General features: G+C 61.6%; 21 protein-coding genes and 1 pseudogene. 10 read left to right on the top strand and 12 right to left on the bottom strand.

Features of this window, described 5'->3' with window-relative positions:
- Positions 1-2: 2 nt before the first annotated feature.
- The 6 genes from motD to yegS all read left to right on the top strand — a co-directional run bounded on the left by motD (position 3) and on the right by yegS (position 4,959).
- Positions 3-890, top strand: coding sequence for a flagellar motor protein MotD (motD, locus tag PF1751_RS19670; protein WP_010208779.1), 888 nt, complete (start codon positions 3-5; stop codon positions 888-890).
- A 51-nt stretch (positions 891-941) separates the two neighbouring features.
- Entirely contained in the window at positions 942-1,730 is a 789-nt protein-coding gene (locus PF1751_RS19665) for a ParA family protein (protein WP_010208781.1), read from the top strand.
- Entirely contained in the window at positions 1,730-2,518 is a 789-nt protein-coding gene (locus PF1751_RS19660) for a CheW domain-containing protein (protein WP_010208784.1), read from the top strand. Before PF1751_RS19665 ends, PF1751_RS19660 begins: the two co-directional genes overlap by 1 nt.
- 81 nt (positions 2,519-2,599) lie before the next feature.
- A complete protein-coding gene (locus PF1751_RS19655) occupies positions 2,600-3,082 on the top strand; it encodes a chemotaxis protein CheW (protein ID WP_010208785.1) in 483 nt (160 codons plus the stop codon).
- Positions 3,083-3,475 (top strand): DUF2802 domain-containing protein, encoded by a 393-nt coding sequence (locus PF1751_RS19650; RefSeq protein WP_010208786.1) that lies wholly within the window; start codon positions 3,083-3,085, stop codon positions 3,473-3,475. It abuts the gene before it with no gap.
- Between the two features lie 563 nt (positions 3,476-4,038).
- Positions 4,039-4,959 carry a lipid kinase YegS gene (gene yegS, locus PF1751_RS19645; protein ID WP_044287600.1) on the top strand — a complete coding sequence of 307 codons (921 nt, stop codon included), beginning with the start codon at positions 4,039-4,041 and terminating at the stop codon, positions 4,957-4,959.
- Here yegS and PF1751_RS19640 read toward each other — a convergent pair.
- The 3 genes from PF1751_RS19640 to PF1751_RS19630 all read right to left on the bottom strand — a co-directional run bounded on the left by PF1751_RS19640 (position 4,918) and on the right by PF1751_RS19630 (position 7,283).
- Positions 4,918-5,577, bottom strand: coding sequence for a response regulator transcription factor (locus tag PF1751_RS19640; protein ID WP_010208790.1), 660 nt, complete (start codon positions 5,575-5,577; stop codon positions 4,918-4,920). The two genes, yegS and PF1751_RS19640, sit on opposite strands and share 42 nt — an antisense overlap.
- Positions 5,574-6,464 (bottom strand): sensor histidine kinase, encoded by an 891-nt coding sequence (locus PF1751_RS19635; protein ID WP_042571862.1) that lies wholly within the window; start codon positions 6,462-6,464, stop codon positions 5,574-5,576. The genes PF1751_RS19640 and PF1751_RS19635 overlap by 4 nt, the downstream gene beginning before the upstream one ends.
- Before the next feature lie 369 nt (positions 6,465-6,833).
- On the bottom strand, positions 6,834-7,283 hold the full coding sequence (locus PF1751_RS19630) for a hypothetical protein (protein ID WP_021490826.1): 450 nt from the start codon (positions 7,281-7,283) through the stop codon (positions 6,834-6,836).
- Positions 7,284-7,822: 539 nt separating this feature from the next.
- On the opposite strand from PF1751_RS19630, the gene PF1751_RS19625 reads away from it, so the two are divergent.
- Together PF1751_RS19625 and PF1751_RS19620 are read left to right on the top strand one after the other, a co-directional pair.
- Positions 7,823-8,758, top strand: coding sequence for a chemotaxis protein CheV (locus PF1751_RS19625; RefSeq protein WP_010208794.1), 936 nt, complete (start codon positions 7,823-7,825; stop codon positions 8,756-8,758).
- 39 nt (positions 8,759-8,797) lie between these two features.
- On the top strand, positions 8,798-9,604 hold the full coding sequence (locus PF1751_RS19620) for an MOSC domain-containing protein (protein WP_010208795.1): 807 nt from the start codon (positions 8,798-8,800) through the stop codon (positions 9,602-9,604).
- A 66-nt stretch (positions 9,605-9,670) separates the two neighbouring features.
- On the opposite strand, the gene ppnP is transcribed toward PF1751_RS19620, so the two are convergent.
- The 9 genes and pseudogenes from ppnP to PF1751_RS19580 all read right to left on the bottom strand — a co-directional run bounded on the left by ppnP (position 9,671) and on the right by PF1751_RS19580 (position 18,973).
- Entirely contained in the window at positions 9,671-9,955 is a 285-nt protein-coding gene (gene ppnP / locus PF1751_RS19615; protein ID WP_010208796.1) for a pyrimidine/purine nucleoside phosphorylase, read from the bottom strand.
- A gap of 32 nt (positions 9,956-9,987) precedes the next feature.
- Positions 9,988-10,077, bottom strand: a pseudogene (locus PF1751_RS29560) (outer membrane lipoprotein carrier protein LolA); the annotation flags it as partial.
- Between the two features lie 65 nt (positions 10,078-10,142).
- Entirely contained in the window at positions 10,143-10,685 is a 543-nt protein-coding gene (locus PF1751_RS19610; RefSeq protein ID WP_021490825.1) for a 3'-5' exonuclease, read from the bottom strand.
- Between the two features lie 73 nt (positions 10,686-10,758).
- Positions 10,759-12,642: an acetyl-CoA carboxylase biotin carboxylase subunit gene (locus PF1751_RS19605; protein ID WP_044287599.1), complete on the bottom strand. Its 1,884-nt coding sequence runs from the start codon at positions 12,640-12,642 to the stop codon at positions 10,759-10,761.
- Positions 12,643-12,759: 117 nt separating this feature from the next.
- Entirely contained in the window at positions 12,760-13,521 is a 762-nt protein-coding gene (locus PF1751_RS19600) for an enoyl-CoA hydratase/isomerase family protein (protein WP_044287598.1), read from the bottom strand.
- Positions 13,518-14,675 (bottom strand): citronellyl-CoA dehydrogenase, encoded by a 1,158-nt coding sequence (atuD, locus tag PF1751_RS19595; RefSeq protein ID WP_010208800.1) that lies wholly within the window; start codon positions 14,673-14,675, stop codon positions 13,518-13,520. Before atuD ends, PF1751_RS19600 begins: the two co-directional genes overlap by 4 nt.
- A 13-nt stretch (positions 14,676-14,688) precedes the next feature.
- A complete protein-coding gene (atuC, locus tag PF1751_RS19590) occupies positions 14,689-16,305 on the bottom strand; it encodes a geranyl-CoA carboxylase subunit beta (protein ID WP_042571859.1) in 1,617 nt (538 codons plus the stop codon).
- Between the two features lie 3 nt (positions 16,306-16,308).
- Positions 16,309-17,181: an SDR family oxidoreductase gene (locus tag PF1751_RS19585; protein WP_042571858.1), complete on the bottom strand. Its 873-nt coding sequence runs from the start codon at positions 17,179-17,181 to the stop codon at positions 16,309-16,311.
- 13 nt (positions 17,182-17,194) lie between these two features.
- Entirely contained in the window at positions 17,195-18,973 is a 1,779-nt protein-coding gene (locus PF1751_RS19580; protein WP_010208804.1) for an acyclic terpene utilization AtuA family protein, read from the bottom strand.
- 153 nt (positions 18,974-19,126) lie between these two features.
- Here PF1751_RS19580 and PF1751_RS19575 point away from each other — a divergent pair, with 153 nt between their 5' ends.
- Both PF1751_RS19575 and PF1751_RS19570 read left to right on the top strand, forming a co-directional pair.
- On the top strand, positions 19,127-19,750 hold the full coding sequence (locus PF1751_RS19575) for a TetR/AcrR family transcriptional regulator (RefSeq protein WP_044287597.1): 624 nt from the start codon (positions 19,127-19,129) through the stop codon (positions 19,748-19,750).
- A gap of 94 nt (positions 19,751-19,844) precedes the next feature.
- Entirely contained in the window at positions 19,845-20,633 is a 789-nt protein-coding gene (locus PF1751_RS19570) for a substrate-binding periplasmic protein (RefSeq protein WP_044287596.1), read from the top strand.
- The last annotated feature ends 24 nt before the right edge of the window (positions 20,634-20,657 follow it).

The following is a 20,657-nucleotide window of genomic DNA, read 5'->3' as shown; positions in this document are numbered from 1 at the left end:
TTGTGAGCCGTCGCCGTCGCGAGCCTGAAGAACACGTCAACCATGAGCGGTGGCTGGTGTCCTACGCGGACTTCATTACCCTGCTGTTCGCCTTTTTCGTGGTGATGTACTCCATCTCGTCGATCAACGAAGGCAAGTACAAGGTCATTTCCCAGGCCTTGATCGGCGTGTTCAACGACGCCGACCGCTCGCTCAAGGCCATTCCCATCGGCGAGGAGCGACCCAAGACCGTGACCCCGGCCAAGCCGCTGGTCAACGACAGCGATGAAACCGCTGCCGGGGTGGGTGGCACCAGTGATCCGCTGAAAAGCATCGCCGATGACATCAGCGCAGCGTTTGGCGACCTGATCAGTTCCAACCAGATGACCGTGCGCGGCAACGAGTTGTGGGTGGAGATCGAGCTCAATTCCAGCCTGCTGTTTGCCAGCGCCGACGCGTTGCCGAGCGATCAAGCGTTTACCATCATCGACAAGGTGGCGGCGATCCTCAAGCCGTTTGAAAACCCGATCCATGTCGAAGGCTTCACCGACAATTTCCCGATCAGCACCGCGCAGTACCCGACCAACTGGGAGCTGTCCTCGGCGCGCGCTTCAAGCATCGTGCGCATGTTGGCGATGCAGGGCATAAACCCTGGACGCCTGGCGTCGGTGGGCTATGGCGAGTTCCAGCCGGTGGCCAATAACGCGACGGCAGAGGGCCGCGCGAAGAACCGTCGGGTGGTGCTGGTGGTGTCGCGCAACCTGGATGTGCGTCGCAGCCTGACTGGCACCGGCACCGCCAATGCAACACCGGATGCGGCCTTGAAGCGGGCTGGCACACAAACTGCACCGCCCCCTGTAAAACCGCCGGTTCGTCAGAGCGCCGTCAATTCTCCGTCGCCGGCTCAATAACCCTATGCAATGTCTCGGTCGCGCCTGTGCCTGCCGGGAGGAACCAACCGAATGAGAGTCTGGGCAGTTGCCAATCAAAAAGGTGGAGTCGGCAAGACCACCACTTCTATCGCCTTAGCCGGCTTGCTGGCCGAGGCGGGCAAGCGCGTGGTTGTGGTGGACCTGGACCCCCATGGCTCCATGACCAGCTATTTCGGCTATGACCCGGACGCGCTGGAACACAGCAACTACGACCTGTTCCTGCACAAAGGCAGCGTACCGGCCGATTTGCCTGGGCAACTGCTGCTGCCCACCAGTAACGAAAGCATTTCCCTGCTGCCGTCCAGCACCGCCCTGGCCACCCTTGAGCGCCAGTCGCCGGGGCAGAGCGGGTTGGGCCTGGTGATCGCCAAGACCCTGGCGCAACTGTGGCAGGACTTCGACTACGCGATCATCGACAGCCCGCCGTTGCTGGGGGTGTTGATGGTCAATGCCTTGGCGGCGAGCCAGCAGTTGGTGATCCCGGTGCAAACCGAGCACTTGGCCGTCAAAGGCCTGGAGCGCATGGTCAGCACCCTGGCGATGATCAACCGTTCGCGCAAACAGGCGCTGCCGTTCAGCATCGTGCCGACCTTGTTCGACCGGCGTACCCAGGCCTCCCTCGGCACCCTGCGCGTGTTGCGCGATGCCTACCCGGACACCATCTGGAACGGCTACATCCCGGTGGACACGCGCCTGCGTGACGCCAGCCGTGCCGGCCTCGCGCCGTCGCAATTCGACTCGAAAAGCCGCGGCGTACTGGCCTACCGTGCGTTGCTCAAGCACCTGCTGTCGCAGCAACTTGTGGCGCAGGTGGCGTGATGAACCGTCCCGTAGAACTCAAGACCCGGCCGCAACTGGCACTGGAATCCTACCTGGATGCCTTGTTGCAGGATGCGACCGCGCAAGAATTTCCGGAACCGATCCTGGTACTGGAACCGGCTGTTGAACCAGAAGCCGTACTGGATGAATTCCAGTTGGCGGTGTTGGAAGAGCAAGCCCGGGATGCGCGAAGCGTGGTGCCGATGACACCGCAGGTGGCGCCGGTGGTGGTTGCCCCTGCCGTGGTCGAGCCAGTGGTGGAAGTGCACCTGCCGCCGAGCATCACGCCGCCGCCGGTGGCCGGTGATGACCGCCCGAGCTGGGCTGCCGAACCGTTCGAATGCCTGCTGTTCGACGTCGCCGGCTTGACCCTGGCAGTTCCGCTGGTGTGCCTAGGCTCGATCTATTCCCTGGAGGGTCAGGAGCTGACGCCGTTGTTCGGGCAACCGGAGTGGTTTCTTGGCATCCTGCCCAGCCAGGCCGGCAACCTGAAAGTCCTGGACACTGCGCGCTGGGTGATGCCCGACCGCTACCGCGACGACTTCCGCCAAGGCTTGCAATACGTGATCTCGGTGCAGGGCTACGAGTGGGGGTTGGCGGTGCATCAAGTCAGCCGCTCGTTGCGCCTGGACCCGAACGAAATCAAATGGCGCAGCCACCGAGGCCAACGGCCTTGGCTGGCGGGCACCGTGATCGAACATATGTGCGCGTTGCTCGACGTCGCCGAACTGGCCGAGTTGATCGCCAGCGGTGCCGTTAAGGCGATGCCAGTGAACAAACGCAGTTGATTGGACAATAAGGGCCGCACGCGCGTGCGGCCAATAGAAGTACACACGCCGCCTACATCGGCATTTGAAGGGGTCAGAGATATGAACAAGTCAGCGTCCGCACAAGGTTTGGATGATCCGATCCTGCAATGGGTTACCTTCAAACTGGACAACGAAACCTACGGTATTAACGTGATGCGCGTGCAGGAAGTGCTGCGCTACACCGAGATCGCTCCGGTTCCCGGTGCGCCAAGCTATGTGCTGGGCATCATCAACCTGCGCGGCAACGTGGTGACGGTGATCGACACCCGCCAGCGTTTTGGCCTGGGCACGGTCGAAGTCAGCGACAACACGCGTATCGTCATCATCGAAGCCGACAAGCAAGTGGTCGGGATCATGGTCGACAGCGTCGCGGAAGTGGTCTACCTGCGCCAATCGGAAGTGGAAACCGCGCCGAACGTGGGCAACGAGGAATCGGCCAAGTTCATCCAGGGCGTGTGCAACAAGAACAACGAACTGTTGATTCTGGTTGAGCTGGACAAGATGATGAGCGAAGAAGAATGGTCGGAACTGGAGAGCATCTGATTGTTCCTTGAAGCTGCGGTGATCGTCCTGGCCCTGTTGTGGGCCGGGACCTTGGCGTTTCTGTTGCGCTATGTGCGTCAGCAGCGCGAATGGTTGTTGCAGCAGGCTGAGCGTGATGCTGTGCGTGACCGGCGCGTGCTTGAGTTGGTGAAGCGGGTCGATCATTACCAGCAGAGTGCGGTGAGGGTGGGGGATGAGGTGCATGAACTGCGCGCGATTCTTGCGCCGTTGCCGGACAAGCTGGCGCAGATCGAGCAGCGGGATCCTTCGAGTCTTTCGTTTGCCCAGGCTGCCAAGCTGGTGGGGATGGGGGCTACGGTGGATGAGCTGACGCAGTCGTGTGGGTTGACTCAGGCTGAGGCGCAATTGATGAGCAAGTTGCATAAGAGCTGATTGAGTGCATATCCATTATTTGGGTAACGGCTGCTATTGGTTCCGCCCCAACACTCGGCACCTCGCCTCGGCTCGGTGTGCCCTCACTCCAAAGCGTGCGTTCGGCCTGCGCGTTTGACGGGGCGCCTTAGATCACAAGCAGAAGCGCGGCGGCCTAGTAGCCGACCGGTTTCTGGAAGCCGGTCTCAGTTTCAAATGTGGGAGCGGGCTTGCTCGCGAAGGTGGCGTGTCGGCGATTACATGGCTAACTGATCCACCGCTTTCGCGAGCAAGCCCGCTCCCACAATTTAGATCTCCTATATCAGGTAGATATCAATCTGCTCTGGCTCTGGCTTTGTTTTTGATCTTTGGCGCCCCCCAAATCACTGTCGGATTACGGGCACACCGAGTGTTGGGGCTCTTTTCCAAAAGTGACCCGCCGTAAGGGCGGCACCCTAAGCAGCCGTTACCCAAAAAACGGATATGTACTCAATCATCCAATTATTTTCCCATTCGATGGCTTTTTTTTCCTCGCCAAAGGTCCACATCTTCCGAGCACCTTTGAATCCAGGAGTAACCCACCCATGACCACCCCCAAAGCCCTGTTGATCCTCCACGGCAAGCAAGCCCTCAACGAGGACGTACGCTCCGCCGTGCAGGCCCGGCGCGAGCAGGGTGGGGAGCTGGCCGTGCGGGTCACCTGGGAAGGTGGCGATGCCCAACGTCTGGTCAGCGAAGCCCTGGCCGACGGCTACACCCACATCATTGCCGGCGGCGGCGACGGCACCTTGCGCGACGTAGCCGAAGCCATGGCCCAGGCCAAGACTGACGCCAGCCTGGTGTTGATGCCCCTGGGCACCGCCAACGACTTCGCCAAGGCTGCCGGCGTGCCGCTGGAACCCGCCCAGGCCCTGGCACTGCTGGATGTGCCGCCAAGGGCCATCGACCTTGGCCAGGTCGGCGGGCAAATCTTCCTCAACATGGCCACCGGCGGTTTCGGCAGCCAAGTCACGGCCAATACCTCTGAAGACTTGAAGAAGGTCCTGGGCGGCGCCGCCTACCTGTTCACGGGTTTGACGCGGTTCAGCGAGCTAAAGGCCGCCTACGCCGAGCTGGACGGCCCCGACTTCCATTGGAAAGGCGAGTTGCTCGCCCTGGGCATCGGCAACGGTCGCCGGGCGGGCGGTGGGCATGAGCTATGTCCAGGCGCCATGGCCGATGATGGCTTGCTGGATGTCAGCATCCTGCCCGCGCCTCAGGAAGTGGTCGGTACTCTGCGAGAACTGATGAGCAATGGCTGGGGCCTGGACACCATGTTTGTGCGGGCGCGCCTGCCATGGGTGAATATCAAGGTCGCGCAGGGCCTGTACATCAACTTGGATGGCGAGCCGCTGGAGGGCGATGACCTGCACTTCGAGGCCTTGCCCAAGGCCTTGCGTGTGCACCTGCCGGTGGATTCGCCGTTAGTCGTCCAGGCTGATGATCTGCTCGCGCACCGCAAATAACACCAGGCCCGCCACGTCGAAAATCTGCAGGCGCTTCATGATCTGCGAGCGGTGCGCTTCCACGGTCTTGATGCTCAGGCCCAGGCCGTGGGCGATTTCCCGGGTAGACTTGCCGCGTACGATCAGGCGCAGAATTTCCAGCTGCCGCGCCGTGAGGTTGTGGCTATGACCCGCGGGCGGGGTTGGACCCTGGCTGCGCACCAGCGCCTGGTTGATCACCGTGTGGGCAATCGCCGGGCTCAGATAGCGCTCGTTGTTGCGCAGGGCCAGGAGCGCGTGTTCCAGCTCGTTGGCGGTGGTGTCCTTGAGCAGGTAGCCGTGGGCGCCGGATTCCAGCGCGCACATGATCAGTTCCGGGTCGGTGTGCATCGACAGGATCAGCACGCGGCTCTTGGGGTAGGCGCGCTTGAGTTGCTGCAGGGCATCCAGGCCGCCGGTGTGTTTCATCGACAGGTCCAGCAGCACGATATCGGGCAACAGGGCGCTGAACCGCTCCAGTAATTGCGCGCCATCGCTGGCTTCGCCGACCACCGTGTAGCCAGGAATGTCCTGGACCAGCGCGCGTACGCCGGCCCGGATCAGTGCATGGTCATCCACCAGGAGTAATGTGCAGGTCACTCGAGAACCTTAGGGGAACTGGCCCGTTCGAGGGCGCGGGGCGCCCAGGGGAAAAGCGCGTCGATCCGTGTCCCTTTGCCTGGCTGGCTGCTGACGGATAATGAACCGCCAAGCTGATCAATCCGCTCTGACATACCGGCCATACCTCGCTGGCCTTCCAGGCCCGGGTTGATGGCTGGCGAAAAGCCCTGGCCGTCATCGCTGATAAACAGTGACAGGCCCTCAGGCAGGCGTTGCAGGCGTACCAGCAGATTGCGCGCCTGGGCGTGGCGCAGCATGTTGGTCACCGCTTCCTGGGTAATGCGAAAGGCCGCCACGGCCATTTCTTCCGGGATGCCGGTCAGCCGTTGCTGGCATTCCAGGCTCCAGCACACCTGCGTGTTTTCAAGGGTCTTGAGCAGGTGCGCCCGCAGGCTGGCTTCCAGGCCCAGGCTGGCCAACTGGCGCGGGTTGAGGATGGCGGAGACGTCACGCACCTTGGCCAGGGTTTCATTGAGGGTGTTGCACAGCACCGTGCACTGGCTTTGTAGGTCTTCGGGCAGGCGGCGCTTGAGCCATTCGCTTTGCAGCTTGGCGGCGGTGAGCAGTTGGCCGATGTCGTCATGCAGTTCGCGACTGAGGCGGTGGCGTTCGTTTTCCTGTACTTGCAACAGGCGATCGGCCAGTTCCTGGGGCTGGAACTTGATGGCTTTGCGCGAGTGCCACTGTTGCAGGCCGACCACCACCAGTGTGGTCAGGTTGAGGATTACCAGCAGCGGCAAGGCGGCGGAAAAATGGTAGGCCCACAGGCTCAGCAGCAGCGAGCCAAGGCACAGCGCGAGGATCAGACGGCGTGCATTGCTGCGGGACGCGGACCTTGCGATGAGTGTCTTGAGGGAGGCGTACATAGCGGATGGAGCCAATGAAGGTTCGCTGCGGAAAGTCCGGTCACGGCGGCTGACAGGGCTCTGTTTGGACCGTGTAATCGAATCGTTTTTATGCATGATGAAGTTGAGTCACTTCGAGTGGGGCATAGTACCACCACTATTACCGTTGGTCGCCTGGTGCCGTGCCAGGCAAGGGGTATTAACTGCGCAAATGCTCCGGGCGGTATTCCCAGAGTTCATGGAGTAGGGGCATTATATTATTTCTGTTTGTTTGTATCGTTATTACCGTTAATGGCTAATTGATATCTTTTTCTGCGCAACAAAATGCCCTTGAATTAATGGGGATGTCGTTTTCAGATAACTTCCGGTTAAACACGACCTGATATTCGCTCAAGACGCGTGGTGCATCCGCTGCTGCGGTTTATAGCTGAAGTCTTTTTGCGGAATCTGTAGCGTGACAGTAGCAATCAGGGTTGCTTGCTCACTCTCATCCATGCCCAGTTCGCCGGTGCGGGCATCGATCAGTTCAAGCTGCCATGCCAGTAGCGTCAGGCACGCGTGCAAGGCATCCAGCGCCTGATCATGCAGTTGCATCGGGCTGGCAGCATTGGCAATCAGGTAGTGGATATGCCGGGAAAATTCGCTGATCGCCTGCAGGGCCAGGTTGTCAGCCTTCTCGGCCAGTTTCGTCAAGCTGGCCTTCATGCACTCGATGGCATCGCTGTCGTCGCGGATCAGGTGCAGATGGCTCAAGCACTCTTGCGACTTGGCCAGCAGGGTTTCTGCTTCAAGCAAAAATTCAGGAAGAGTTGTCTGCCATTCATTTGCGCTGTTCATCATACAAGTCTCCGCAACATAAGGTCGGGTGATGAGATGTCGCACCGGGTGAATGGCTTAAAAGTAGCGCTGAAATATGACTGGGATCTGTAGGTTGCTTCTGAATTGTCAGTAGGAAGATTATTAGAGTGACGGCGAGGGCTGTGCGCGGCCGTCATGAACGGGGTCAATTGCACACCTTCAATTGCCGACATTTGAATGTCTAGAAGGCCTGTGGGCCGAGGGCTTGGGATGGCAAACAAAAGCCTGACTCCATTCATGCATTGAGAATGGCGTCACATTAATGGCTATTAGATATTGCGAATATCAGGTTGGGCCTGATTGTGCATAGGGGAATCCCTTACATGGCGGAACCTTGCACCGAATTGAATGTCGTGCACCGTCGCCGTGCCGCTCTCTGGAGAGGCCAGCGCAGTAAACCATGATGTCAGTGTGACATCAATGGATTTACGTGGCATTTTACAAGGGTCAAGGTCTGGCGCTTGCCGCCGATAACAAGCTGTAAGTGAGCTGCACAACCTTTAGCGCATCAGGAGCATTTAATGGCCGGCATTCTCGACACGGTAGATCAACGCACGCAACTGGTGGGTGAGAATCGCCTGGAAATCCTCATGTTCCGCCTGTTCGGGCGTCAGTTGTTCGCGATCAACGTGTTCAAGGTGCAGGAAGTCCTGCAACTGCCCAAGTTGACCTTGATGCCGCAGCGCCACCCGTTCGTCTGTGGCGTGGTCAACCTGCGGGGCCAGACCCTGCCGGTGATTGACCTGTCCCAGGCCATTGGGATGCGCCCGCTGGTGCCGGGCCCCAACAGCACCATTATCGTCACCGAGTACAACCGCTCGGTGCAGGCGTTCCTGGTGGGCGGCGTGGACCGCATCGTCAACATGAACTGGGAAGCCATCCTGCCGCCACCGACCAGTGCCGGTCGCCAGCATTACCTCACGGCCATCAGCAAGGTCGACGACCAGTTGGTGGAAATCATCGACGTGGAAAAAGTCCTGGCCGAGATCGTGCCGTACAACGCCAAGGTCTCCCGTGAAAAACTCGAAGATCCGGTGCTGGAGCGTGCCCGTGGCCGCGAAGTGCTGCTGGTAGACGATTCCAACGTGGCCCTCTCGCAACTGCGCGACACACTCGGCCAGTTGGGGGTGAAGATGCACATCGCCAGCGACGGTCTCAAGGCGCTGAACATGCTCAAGGCCTGGGCCGACAGCGGCCAGGTGATGACCGACAAGCTGCTGATGATCTTCACCGACGCCGAAATGCCCGAGATGGACGGCTACCGCCTCACCACGGAGATCCGCAACGACCCGCGTCTGCGTGGCTTGTATGTGGTGCTGCACACCTCGCTGTCGGGCAGTTTCAACGATTCGATGGTGAAGAAGGTCGGCTGCGACAACTTCCTGTCCAAATTCCAGCCCGACAAGCTGGTGGATGTGGTGCGTCAGCGTCTCATGCTGGACGAAGTGCCCGCTTGACCTTAGGGTGATGGCTTTGTCCCTCAGGAATGCAGGCTCATGCTTCGTCTCAGCGCGTTGTACCGTTACCCCTTGAAGTCCGGCAAGGCCGAAATACTGCAGCACGTCGGCCTGGATAAACTCGGGGTGGACGGGGACCGACGCTGGATGCTGGTGGATGAAGCCAGTGGACGTTTCCTCACGCAGCGTGCCGTGGCAAAGATGAGCCAACTGTCGGCGTTGTGGAACCGCAGCGGCGGCCTCACCTTGAGTTCGCCGGGTTACACGCCGCTGGACGTGGCGCTGCCCGGCAGCGACGCCGAGTTGCGGGGTGTGACGATCTGGCGCGACACCTTGCGCGTGCCGGACGCGGGCGACGCGGCGGCCGCGTGGGTCAGCGATTTCATCGGCAAACCGACGCGCCTGGTGCAAATCCCCCTCGAACGCGCCCGCACCACTCAGGCCGGTTACGGCAAGGACGACGACCAGGTCGCGTTTGCCGACGGTTACCCGCTGCTGGTGATCGGTCAGGCGTCACTGGACGACCTTTCACAGCGCATCGGCCGCCCCATGGACATGTTGCGCTTTCGGCCCAACCTGGTCATTGAGGGCAGCGCAGCCTTCGCCGAAGATGGCTGGAAACGCTTGCGAATCGGCGACGTGGAGTTTCGTGCGGTCAAGCCGTGCTCGCGCTGCATCCTCACCACCATCGACCCGCAGACTGGCGAGCGCAGCGCTGACCGCGAACCTTTCGCCACGCTTGAGGCATATCGCAAGACCGAAGCCGGCGCGATTTTCGGCCAGAACCTGGTCAACGACGGTATCGGGCGCCTGGAAGTCGGGATGCCGGTGACGATCCTGGAGTAACTTTCCTCACGCATAAAAAAAGCCCGTCTCCTGCGAGACGGGCTTTTTTTTGCTTCCGGGAAACCCTTAGCCGCGGTATTCGCACAGGTAAGCGGTGTCCACGGCGACCTTCAGCTGGAACTTGCTGTTGGCGGGCACGTTGAACTGGCTGCCGGCGGCGAAGGTTTCCCACTCGCTGGCATCAGGCAGTTTGACGGTCAGGGCGCCAGACACCACGTGCATGATTTCACGCTGGGCGGTGCCGAACTCGTATTCGCCGGGGGCCATTACGCCGATCGTCGCCGGACCTTCTGCGGTGCCGAAAGCGATCGACTTGACGGTGCCGTCGAAGTACTCGTTGACTTTGAACATGGGCGATTCCTCGGAAAAGGGGTTGATGCTTTTATTGTAGGAGCGAGCTTGCTCGCGAAGAACGCCCAGGCACCGCGTTTAATCAGATTACCCGCTTTAGCGTTGACGTTCTTCGCGAGCAAGCTCGCTCCTACAGGTAAGCATCACCAAAAAGGGCGTCCAGTATGCCCAAGGCCAGAGGAGCTGCCTAGACCGGCAAAATCAACGGCAGCAGGCGCGCGGTGTTGCGTGCATCCTCCAGCGCCCGATGCTGTTGGCCATGGAACTGCATCCCCGCCAATTGCAGGGCGCCGTTGAGCCCCAGGGGCTTGTCCAGCCGCCTGGCCTTGGCGAAGCGCTGCTTGAGGTTCAGGTGGGGCGTGGTCGCGAGTGCGCTGGACAGGCCGTGGCGCTGCCATTCGAGCTCCAGTTGCTTACGATCGTAATCACCCCAGCTGGCCCAGCCTTCCAGGCGCGGCTGATGCTGGCCCAGCCAGCGCTCGAATAGCGGCCACACCTCGGTCATCGGCGCCGCGCCATCAATGTTTGCCTGGGTGATGTGGGTCAGTTGGCGACAAAAGGGCGTTAGCAATGGCCGGCGCAGCGGCCGCACAAAGCGCTGGAAGTGATCCAGTTCGCGGCCCTGGCGGTTGACCAGGCTCGCGCCGATCTCGATGACTTCCATCTCCGTCACGGGCCAGCCGCCTTCATCCGTTGTGGCTTCAAGGTCAATAATCAGCCAATGAGGCATCGTGCAGGTTCCCGTACTCTTCCCTTTCTGATGGGGATAGAGCGTAGCCCGGCCCTGTAGTTCCGCCTAGGGGCTAGACGATCTCCAGTAAAACTTGACGATTGCGCACCTGATCACCGGCGATTACTTGCACGCCCTTGATCACACCGTCGATACCGGCCGTCAACGGATGCTCCATTTTCATGGCTTCGAGCACCAGCAACAGTTGGCCTTTGGTCACGCTGTCGCCGGCGCTGACCCGTACATCGACAATTGCACCGTCCATCGGCGCCTTGACCGTGCCGCTGCTGACGTTGGCCTGGCGGCTGGCGACTTGCTGGGTGCGGTCAGTCACCGTGAGGCCAGGTAGCCACAGTTGGTTGCCGACGAGGTGATAGGCGGTGCGGCGACGGATGCCATTGAACACGTGGTTGGCGTGGCGGCCATCGGTGGTGAGAGGCAGGGGGGCAGCGTTGACGGTGTGGGTGTCGCCGTTGACCTCCAGGCGATAGGTGCAGGGTGCGCTGGTGTTGTTGCGCCATCCCGCCAGGCCTTGGGGATGCTGGTTGGCGCTGTGCTGGTAAAACAGTGCGGCGGCCAGGGCAAGGTGTTCTGCTGACGGCGTCAGGGGCCGGATTTCGCTGAAGTGCTCAGCAATAAACCCGGTACTGAAATCGCCGCCGACAAAGTCCGGATGCTTGAGCAGATCAACCAGCAGCGGCTGATTGGTGGTGACCCCGAGCAGCACCGTATCTTCCACCGCCCGTAGCAATTTGCGTCGCGCCTCTTCGCGGGTCGCGCCATAGGCAATGATTTTGCCCAGCATCGGGTCGTAGAACGGGCTGATGCGTTGGCCTTCCGTCACTCCATGGTCGATACGCACGCCAGCGGCCGGATTCCAGCGCAACACCTCACCGGTTTGCGGCAGGAAACCCTGGGCCGGGTCTTCGGCGTACAGGCGCACTTCCATGGCGTGGCCGTTGAGGGAGACGTCCGGCTGTGTCAGCGGCAACGGTTGGCCGGCGGCGATTTGCAACTGCCAGTCCACCAGGTCGAGGCCGGTGATCAGTTCGGTCACCGGGTGTTCCACTTGCAGACGCGTGTTCATTTCCAGGAAGTAGAACCGGCCGTTGCGGTCGAGCAGGAATTCCACGGTGCCGGCGCCGACGTAGTTCACCGCACGCCCGGCGTTCAAAGCGGCTTCGCCCATGGCCTGGCGCAGTTCGGGCGTCATGACCGGGCAGGGGGCTTCCTCTATGATTTTCTGATGGCGGCGTTGGATCGAGCAGTCGCGCTCGCCGAGGTAAATGAGGTGGCCGTGGCTGTCGCCGAACAGCTGGATTTCGACGTGGCGCGGCTCGATCAGGGCTTGTTCGAGGATCAGTTCGCCGCTGCCGAAGGCGTTTTTGGCCTCTGAGCGGGCGGTGTGCAGGTTGTCCAGCAGCTCTTCTGGGTGCTGGACGAGGCGCATGCCGCGACCGCCACCGCCGGCGCTGGCTTTGATCATCAAGGGGTAGCCGATGGCGTCGGCTTCCCGTTGCAGGGTGCTGTCGTCCTGGGCGCTGCCTTGGTAACCGGCGATGCACGGCACGCCCGCGTCGAGCATGGCGAGTTTGGACAGGCGTTTGCTGCCCATCAGTTCGATGGCTTCGGGGCTGGGACCGATAAAGGTCAGGCCGGCTTGCTGGCAGGCGCGGGCGAAGTCGGGGTTTTCGGAGAGGAAGCCGTAGCCGGGGTGGATGGCATCGGCGCTGGTGACTCTGGCAGCGTTGAGGATGGCGTCGATATTGAGGTATGACTGTTGGACCGGGGCGGGGCCGATGTGCACGGCTTCGTCGGCCATCTGTACGTGCAGGGCCTGGGCGTCGGCATCGCTGTAGACCGCCACCGTGCGATAGCCAAGGGCCTGGGCGGTGCGCTGGATGCGGCAGGCGATTTCACCGCGGTTGGCGATCAGGATTTTGCTGAATGCGGGCATGGGTGTATCCCTTGGCTGATGGGGTGTTTGAGCGGGCCTCATCGCAGGCAAGCCAGCCCCCACAGTTGTAGGTGTTCGCACCTCTGCACTGTGGGAGCTGGCTTGCTCGCGATGGCGTCACTTACACCACCGAGGCTTTCTTTTCTGCACAAACGCCTGCGTCCCCTCAATCCCTTCTTCGCTCCTTACCGCCTCGGCAAACCACTGCGCCCCTCGGTCCAGCACAGCCTCAAGCGGCTCATCCACACTCGCCAGCAACAGGGATTTGGTCCGTCCATTCGCGCCTGGTGCGCAGCGCAGCACGTGTCCCAGTACCTCATCCAACCGCTCTGCCAGCGCCTGCGGGTCGCGCTCGGTAAAATGCACCACCCCCAATCGTTCAGCTTCCACGCCATCAAACCGAGCTGCCGTCAGCGCCAACCGTCGAGCCTGGGTCAGGCCAATCCGCTTGACCACAAACGGCGCAATCTGCGCTGGTAATAATCCCAGGCTGGTCTCCGGCAATCCGAATTGCGCCTGGTGATCGGCTATCGCGATATCACTCACACACGCCAATCCAAACCCCCCGCCCAGCACCGCGCCTTGCAGCACCGCGATCACGACTTGCGGCACGCTTTCCACTTCCTGCAGCAAGGTGCCAAACGCCCGGTTCAGTGCCTGTAGTTGGCTACCCGCGGTGACGAGATCCTTCACGTCCGCCCCGGCGCAAAAATGCCCGCCTGAACCGCTGATCACCACCGCCCGCGTCTGGCTGTCCAACTTCGCCATCACGCTGCGCAGTTCATTGACCATTTCCAGGCTCATCGCATTGCGGCTTTCAGGGCGGTTGAGGGTGATGTGCAACACGCCGTTGTGCGGTTCCAGCAGCAAGGTCTTCATGATTTTTTCCCCGGCAAGGTGCCCATCAGTTTGCAGATGATGCCCAGCATGATTTCGTCGGCGCCGCCGCCGATCGACACCAGGCGCACATCGCGATAAGCGCGGGCCACGGGGTTGTCCCACATAAAGCCCATGCCGCCCCAGTATTGCAGGCAACTGTCGCTGACTTCGCGGCCCAGGCGCCCGGCCTTGAGCTTGGCCATGGAGGCCAGGCGGGTGACGTCCTGGCCTTTGATGTATTGCTCGGTGGCCTGATAGACCAGCGCGCGCAGGCATTCGATTTCGGTGGAGAGCTCAGCCAAGCGAAAGTGAATGACCTGGTTATCGATCAGCGCCTTGCCGAAGGTCTGGCGTTCTTTGCAGTAGTCGATGGTGCTGTCGATGCAGTGCTCCAGGCCCTTGATCATATTGGCCGCGCCAAACAGGCGTTCTTCCTGGAACTGCAGCATCTGCATCATGAACCCCGCGCCTTCATGGCCGATGCGGTTGCGCTGCGGCACGCGCACGTCGTCGAAGAACACCTGGGCGGTCTCGGAGCTGTGCATGCCAAGCTTTTCCAGGGGCGGGCTGACGCTGATGCCGGGGGTGTTCATCGGCACCATGATCAGCGACTTGTTGATGTGCGGTTTGTCGTCGGAAGTGTTGGCCAGCAGGCAGATGAAGTCGGCGCTGGGTGAGTTGGTGATCCACATTTTGCTGCCGTTGATCACGTAGTCGTCGCCGTCCTTGCGCGCATGGGTCTTGAGCCCGGCCACGTCGGAGCCGGCGCCGGTTTCCGAGACGCCGATGCAGCCGACCTGCTCGCCGCTGATGGCCGGACGCAGGAATTCGTCGCGCAGTTCATCGCTGCCGAAGCGGGCGAGGGCGGGGGTGCACATGTCGGTCTGCACGCCGATGGACATGGGAATGCCGCCGCAGCGAATGGTGCCGAACTCTTCGGCGGCGACGATGGAATAGCTGTAGTCCAGGCCCATGCCACCGAATTTCTCCGGCTTGGAAATGCCCAGCAGACCGAGGTCGCCAGCCTTGCGGAAGATCTCATGGATGGGAAAGCGTCCGGCTTTTTCCCATGCGTCCACATGGGGGTTGATCTCACGGTCGACGAAGGCGCGGACGGTGCGGCGCAGTGCCTGGTGTTCTTGGGTAAAGATCATTTTTATTGTTCTCCTAAAAACGCGCTACACCGAAGGTATTGGCTTGCAACTCACGCACCTGCGCCTCGTGGCAGATATCCAGCAGAAAGCCCAGCAAGGTCCGTGTATCCCGTGGATCAATCAGCCCGTCGTCCCACAAATTGGCACTGCCATAAAGCGCGGTGGATTGGCTGTCGAGCTTCTGTGCGGTGACCTGCTCCAGCATGTCCAGCACCTTGGGGTCCGGCACCAGGCCGTCCTTCAACTGCTTGGCCTCAGTGACGATGCGCAGCACTTTGCCCGCCTGCGCACCGCCCATCACCGCCGTGCGGCTGTTGGGCCAGGCGAAGATAAAGCGCGGGTCCAGGCCGCGGCCGCACATTGCATAGTTGCCGGCGCCGTAGGAGCCGCCCACCACAATCGTGAGTTTAGGCACTCGTGCATTGGCCACCGCCTGGATCATCTTCGCGCCGTGCTTGATCACGCCTTGCTGCTCTGACTCGGTGCCGACCATGAAGCCAGTGGTGTTGTGCAAGAACAGCAGCGGCGTGCGGCTTTGGTCGCACAGTTGGATAAAGTGTGCGGCCTTGGTCGCGCCCTTGGGCGTGATCGGGCCGTTGTTGCCGATCACCCCGACGGCGTGGCCTTGGATGTGCAGGTGGCCGCAGACGGTGTGGGCGTCGAACTCGCCTTTGAATTCAAGGAAGCGGGAGCCGTCGGCCAGGCGCGCGAGGATTTCGCGGACGTCGTAGGGTTTCTTCGGGTCGTCAGGGATCAGGCCCAGCAGTTCTTCGATGGGATACAGGGGTTCTGCGTAAGCACGGTTTGGCACCATTGGCAGGTGATCATTCCAGGGCAACAGGCCGACGATGTCCCGTGCGATGCGCACACCGTCGGCGTCATTTTCCGCCAGGTATTCGGCGGTGCCGGCGGTGTGTGCGTGCATCTCTGCGCCGCCCAGTTCTTCATCGGTGGCCACTTCGCCGGTTGCGGCCTTGAGCAGCGGCGGGCCCGCGAGGAACAGTTTGGCCCGGCCACGCACCACCACCACGTAATCCGACAGCCCCGGCTGATAGGCACCGCCCGCCGTGGCCGAGCCATGCACCACGGTGATCTGCGGCAAACCCATGGCCGACATGCGCGCCTGGTTGGCGAAGCTGCGCGCGCCCTCGACGAAAATCTCGGCGGCGTAGTTGAGGTTGGCGCCGCCGCTTTCGGCCAGGGTCACCACGGGCAGTTTGTTCTCCATCGCGATGTGTTGCAGGCGCAGAGATTTCTTCAGGCCGGTGGGGGAAATGGTGCCGCCCTTGATCGCGCTGTTATTGGCCACCACCAGCATGCGCACGCCCCTGACGTAGCCGATGCCGGCGATCAACCCACCGCCGGCGGCGCTGCCATCCTTGTCGTCGTGCAGCTTGTAGCCGGCCAGGCTGGCCAGTTCCAGGAACGGCGCGCCGGGGTCCAGCAACAGGGCGAGACGCTCGCGGGGCAGCAGTTGGCCGCGCTTGTCGAACTTGGGCTTGGCTTCCTGAGCCTTGGCGAGCAGGGTGTGTTCCAACTGGTGAAGGTGGGCGATGGCCGCCAGCATGGCCTCGCGATTTTGCGCGAACTGGGCGTGGTGGGTGTCGATCAAGGACTCGATTACCGGCATGGTCTATTTCTCCGCCTTGAGCACATCCGGCAGGTAGGCACGGTGAAAGCCATTGAAGGGTTCGCTCGGTGCCTGCGCCTTGTGCAACGGCCAGGCGCGGCTGCCCAGGCTGGCCGCACCGTCGATGCGCAAAGTGCTGCCACTGATGAAGGCGGCGGCGGGGCTGAGCAGGAACACGATGGCCGCGCTGACTTCCGATTCGGTGCCGATGCGCTTGAGCGGCACGTGTTCGCGCAAGGTCGGGATCACCGCCTTGAACGCGCCTTCGTAGGTGTCCATGCCGCTGGAGGCGATCCAGCCCGGCGCCACGGCATTGACCCGTACCCCGGCGTAACCCCATTCGAAGGCGGCGGTCTTGGTGAAGTTGTCCATGCCCGCGCGCGCCGCACCCGAGTGGCCCATGCCGGGCATGCCCCCCCACATGTCCGCGAGCATGTTGACGATGGCGCCGCCATGCTTGCTCATGGATTGGTTGAACACTTCCCGCGCCACCAGGAAGCCGCCGACGAGGTTGGTGCGGATTACGGTTTCGAAGCCTTTTTGGTTGATCGCCGCCAGCGGTGACGGATATTGGCCCCCCGCATTATTGACCAGGCCGTGGATCGGGCCGTGGGCATGAATGATGTGTTTGACCAGCGCCTTTACGGCCTCTTCATCGCGAATGTCGCACGCCTGCCACGCGGCGCTGCCGCCATCTTCGGCGATCTCGATCGCGACGTTTTGCAGCTTTTGCGGCTTGCGTCCCACCAGGATCACCTTGGCACCCAAGGCCGCCAACTCATGGGCGGTACAGCGGCCAATACCGCTGCCACCGCCGGTGACCATCACGGTGTGCCCGTGGAACAGGTTGGCTTTGAAGATCGAGTCGAAGGCCACGGCAACGCTCCTGTCAGGTGAGTGAATCTGCGATGTGTTGCGGCACGGCGATGGGGATTTCCAGCAGTTGCTGGGCGAAGGCTTTGCCCTGCGGGTCGATGCGCAGGCTGGCGATGCCGCCGCCGCCCAAGGCGTTTTCCAGCAGGAAGTTGAGGCTGTGGCTGCCGGGTAAATACCAGCGCTCGACGCGACCGTGAACGGGGTCCAGCACATGGCCCATCCAGTCGACGATCACTTCCGGGGTCAGCGCTTCGGCGATCCAGGGCAAGTACTCGGGGTCGCGGGCGATCACGCCGATGTTGCTGTGGTTGCCCTTGTCGCCGGAACGCGCCACGGCCAGTTTCACCAGAGGGACGCTGGCGTCGGCGCGGCCTCGGGGCTTGGGTGGGTCAATCGGTGCATCGGGCAGGGCGGGGGCGTCGGCAACCGGCAGGGAGCAGGTGTGGCGTTTGTCCTGCAAGTCGATCAACAGCTGGCAGGCGGATTTATCGATCAGGAATGAAAACAGCCGGATCAACGGGTACACGGTTGGCCGTCCGCCCACGATGCCGGTCAGGCCCGGCGCCATGCCGGTGGCGGCTTGAGCGATCTCACGTGCGAACAGCACCAATGCCTGTTTGCTCGGGTGACGCACCGCCAGTTTCACCACCACTTCGCGGCAGTCCTGACGCTTCGCGTGGGCGCCATAGGTCGCCTCACTGCCGAGCAGTTCGATATTCACCTCGGTGTAGGGCGCCCAACCGCGTTGGCTGAACAGTTCCGAGGTCTTGTGGATGATGGCCTGGCTGACCCGCTCGGCCTTTGCCACCGCATCGATCCCGGCGATCAGGCAACTGGCGGTGCAGCGGAAGCCGTCCGGGTAGGTGGCGCTGACCTTGTACTGATCGGTGGGCGGCAAGCCCCTGGCGCCGTGCAGGCGCACACAGTTTTTGCCTTGCTGCTGCAACTTGACCTGGCTGAAGTCGCAGATCACATCGGGCAGCAGATAGGCCCGCGGGTCACCGATCTCATACAGCAACTGCTCGGCCACGCTGAGTTCGCTGATCAACCCGCCCGTGCCGTCGACCTTGCCGACGGTGAACTGCCCGTCGGCGCCGACTTCTACGATGGGAAAACCGATGTGTTCGTAGTCCGGCACATCGCGCCAATCGGTGAAATTACCGCCGGTACACTGTGCGCCGCATTCGATGATATGCCCGGCCAATGCGGCTTGGGCGAGGCGGTCGTAGTCTTGCCAGGACCAGTTGAACTCATGCACCAGCGCCGCGCTGACCACGGCGCTGTCCACCACGCGACCGGTGATGACGATATCCGCGCCCAGTGCCAGTGCCTGGGTAATGCCCGGTGCGCCGAGGTAGGCGTTGGCGGACACGCACACCGGTGGCAACGGCGTGCCGTTGAACATGTCCGTGATGCCGTGCAGTTGCTTGAGTTGGGGGAGCAGGTCATCGCCCAGCAGCACGGCGATGTTCAGTTTGATACCTGCTTTGTCGCAGGCCGCTTGCAGGGCGGCGGCGCAGGCCTGGGGATGGATACCGCCGGCATTGCTGATCACACGAATGCCCTGGCGCTGGATATCCGCCAGCAAGGGCGTGAGCACTTCGACAAAATCCGTCGCGTAGCCCGCCTGGGGATCTTTCATGCGCGCGCCGGCGAGGATCGACAGGGTGACTTCCGCCAGGTAGTCGAACACCAGGTAATCCAGCTTGCCGCCGTGCACCAACTGGGCAGCGGCGGTGCAGGTGTCGCCCCAGAAGGCGCTGGCACAGCCGATACGAACTGTCTTGCTCATGAGAAATCCTTCCTCGAATGGCTGTGGGCGAGACTACCAAGCAAGCGCTTGGTTTGTAAACGCCAGTCACAAGTTTTAGCCAAGCGCTTGCTTGGGTGGCCGCCACGGCCTAAATTGCCGGCCAAGACGTCCGTGGAAGTAGAGGAGAGAGGCATGGATGAGCATAAAGCCCTGCGGGTGATGCGCACCATGGTTGAAGCCGGCCAACTGACCGACCCCGACAGCGCCCGGGGCAAGCTGCTGCAGACCGCGGCCCACCTGTTTCGCAACAAGGGCTTCGAGCGCACGACGGTGCGCGACCTGGCCGGCGCCGTGGGCATCCAGTCCGGCAGCATCTTTCATCACTTCAAGAGCAAGGACGAGATCTTGCGCGCGGTGATGGAAGAAACCATCCATTACAACACCGCGATGATGCGCGCTTCCCTTGAGGAAGCCAGCAACGTGCGTGAGCGTGTATTGGCGCTGATTCGCTGTGAATTGCAGTCGATCATGGGCGGCAGCGGCGAGGCCATGGCGGTGCTGGTCTACGAATGGCGTTCGCTGTCGGCCGAAGGCCAGGCCCAGGTGCTGGCCCTGCGTGATGTGTATGAGGCGATCTGGCTGCAGGTACTGGGTGAGGCCAAGGACGCCGGCTATATCCGGGGCGATGTATTTATTACCCGGCGTTTCCTCACCGGTGCCTTGTCCTGGACCACCACTTGGTTCCGCGCCGAGGGCAGCCTGACGCTTGAGCAGTTGGCCGAAGAAGCCCTGTTAATGGTTCTGAAAGCCGATTGAGGTGCAAGCTATTAATTTGCCGATGGAAAGTTGTCTCGCCAGACGAAAACGCCTAGCTTATCGCCATTAGCGTTTTTGAACGGTGTGTGCCTTGATGTTTTCGCCATGGCGGCTGGCTGCAGGACTTACCTTTTGGGCACTGGGCACCGCGTGGTGGGGGCAGGCTTCGGCTGCGCAACTGGTCCGCATCGGCGCGGCACATTTCCCACCCTACACCGTGCGCCCCGAGCAAGGTGCCGATACCGGGTTGCTGCCGCAACTGGCCGAGGCCCTGAACGCCTCGCAAACCGACTACCAATTTGTACTGGTGCCCACCTCTATCCCGCGACGTTTTCGCGATTTCGAGCAGGGCCGGGTGGATATGGCCATCTTCGAAAACCCTGACTGGGGCTGGCAGAAGATTCCCCACACCACGGTCGATATGGGCCTGGAAGACGCAGAGATTTTTGTCGCCCAACGTGAGGCCGGTCGCGACCAAAGCTATTTCGCTGACCTCAAGGGCAAACGCCTGGCGGTATTCAGCGGTTATCACTACGCCTTCGCCAACTTCAACCCCGACCCCAAGTACATGGCGGAGCACTTCAACGCCACGTTGACCTACTCCCATGACAGCAACCTGCTGATGGTTGCGCGCGGGCGTGCCGACATCGCCTTGGTGACCCGTTCGTACTTGAGTGACTTTATGGTGCGCAATGCGGAGATGGCGGGGCAGTTCCTGGTGTCGGAGCGCATCGACCAGGTGTATCACCACTTCGCGCTACTGCGCCCGAAAGCGCCGATCACGGGGGAGGCCTTTTCCGCATTGCTCAAGCGCTTACGTGACGATGGCGAGATGCTGAAGATTTTCGAGCCGTACCGCATTGATGTGACGGCGGTACCCTGAGTGTGGGAGCAGGCCTGCTCCCAC

Source organism: Pseudomonas simiae (assembly GCF_000934565.1).
Taxonomy (GTDB): Bacteria; Pseudomonadota; Gammaproteobacteria; order Pseudomonadales; family Pseudomonadaceae; genus Aquipseudomonas; species Aquipseudomonas simiae.
Note: the sequence above shows the minus strand (reverse complement) of the source record. Positions and strands in the feature narration are given on the sequence as shown.

Bases quoted from the DNA above. Each gene is read 5' to 3' on its own strand.
- PF1751_RS19665 (WP_010208781.1), top strand. From the start codon at position 942: ATGAGAGTCTGGGCAGTTGCCAATCAAAAAGGTGGAGTCGGCAAGACC.
- PF1751_RS19660 (WP_010208784.1), top strand. From the start codon at position 1,730: ATGAACCGTCCCGTAGAACTCAAGACCCGGCCGCAACTGGCACTGGAA.
- PF1751_RS19655 (WP_010208785.1), top strand. From the start codon at position 2,600: ATGAACAAGTCAGCGTCCGCACAAGGTTTGGATGATCCGATCCTGCAA.
- yegS (WP_044287600.1), top strand. From the start codon at position 4,039: ATGACCACCCCCAAAGCCCTGTTGATCCTCCACGGCAAGCAAGCCCTC.
- PF1751_RS19635 (WP_042571862.1), bottom strand. From the start codon at position 6,464: ATGTACGCCTCCCTCAAGACACTCATCGCAAGGTCCGCGTCCCGCAGC.
- PF1751_RS19630 (WP_021490826.1), bottom strand. From the start codon at position 7,283: ATGATGAACAGCGCAAATGAATGGCAGACAACTCTTCCTGAATTTTTG.
- PF1751_RS19625 (WP_010208794.1), top strand. From the start codon at position 7,823: ATGGCCGGCATTCTCGACACGGTAGATCAACGCACGCAACTGGTGGGT.
- PF1751_RS19620 (WP_010208795.1), top strand. From the start codon at position 8,798: ATGCTTCGTCTCAGCGCGTTGTACCGTTACCCCTTGAAGTCCGGCAAG.
- ppnP (WP_010208796.1), bottom strand. From the start codon at position 9,955: ATGTTCAAAGTCAACGAGTACTTCGACGGCACCGTCAAGTCGATCGCT.
- PF1751_RS19610 (WP_021490825.1), bottom strand. From the start codon at position 10,685: ATGCCTCATTGGCTGATTATTGACCTTGAAGCCACAACGGATGAAGGC.
- PF1751_RS19605 (WP_044287599.1), bottom strand. From the start codon at position 12,642: ATGCCCGCATTCAGCAAAATCCTGATCGCCAACCGCGGTGAAATCGCC.
- PF1751_RS19600 (WP_044287598.1), bottom strand. From the start codon at position 13,521: ATGAAGACCTTGCTGCTGGAACCGCACAACGGCGTGTTGCACATCACC.
- atuD (WP_010208800.1), bottom strand. From the start codon at position 14,675: ATGATCTTTACCCAAGAACACCAGGCACTGCGCCGCACCGTCCGCGCC.
- atuC (WP_042571859.1), bottom strand. From the start codon at position 16,305: ATGCCGGTAATCGAGTCCTTGATCGACACCCACCACGCCCAGTTCGCG.
- PF1751_RS19580 (WP_010208804.1), bottom strand. From the start codon at position 18,973: ATGAGCAAGACAGTTCGTATCGGCTGTGCCAGCGCCTTCTGGGGCGAC.
- PF1751_RS19575 (WP_044287597.1), top strand. From the start codon at position 19,127: ATGGATGAGCATAAAGCCCTGCGGGTGATGCGCACCATGGTTGAAGCC.
- PF1751_RS19570 (WP_044287596.1), top strand. From the start codon at position 19,845: ATGTTTTCGCCATGGCGGCTGGCTGCAGGACTTACCTTTTGGGCACTG.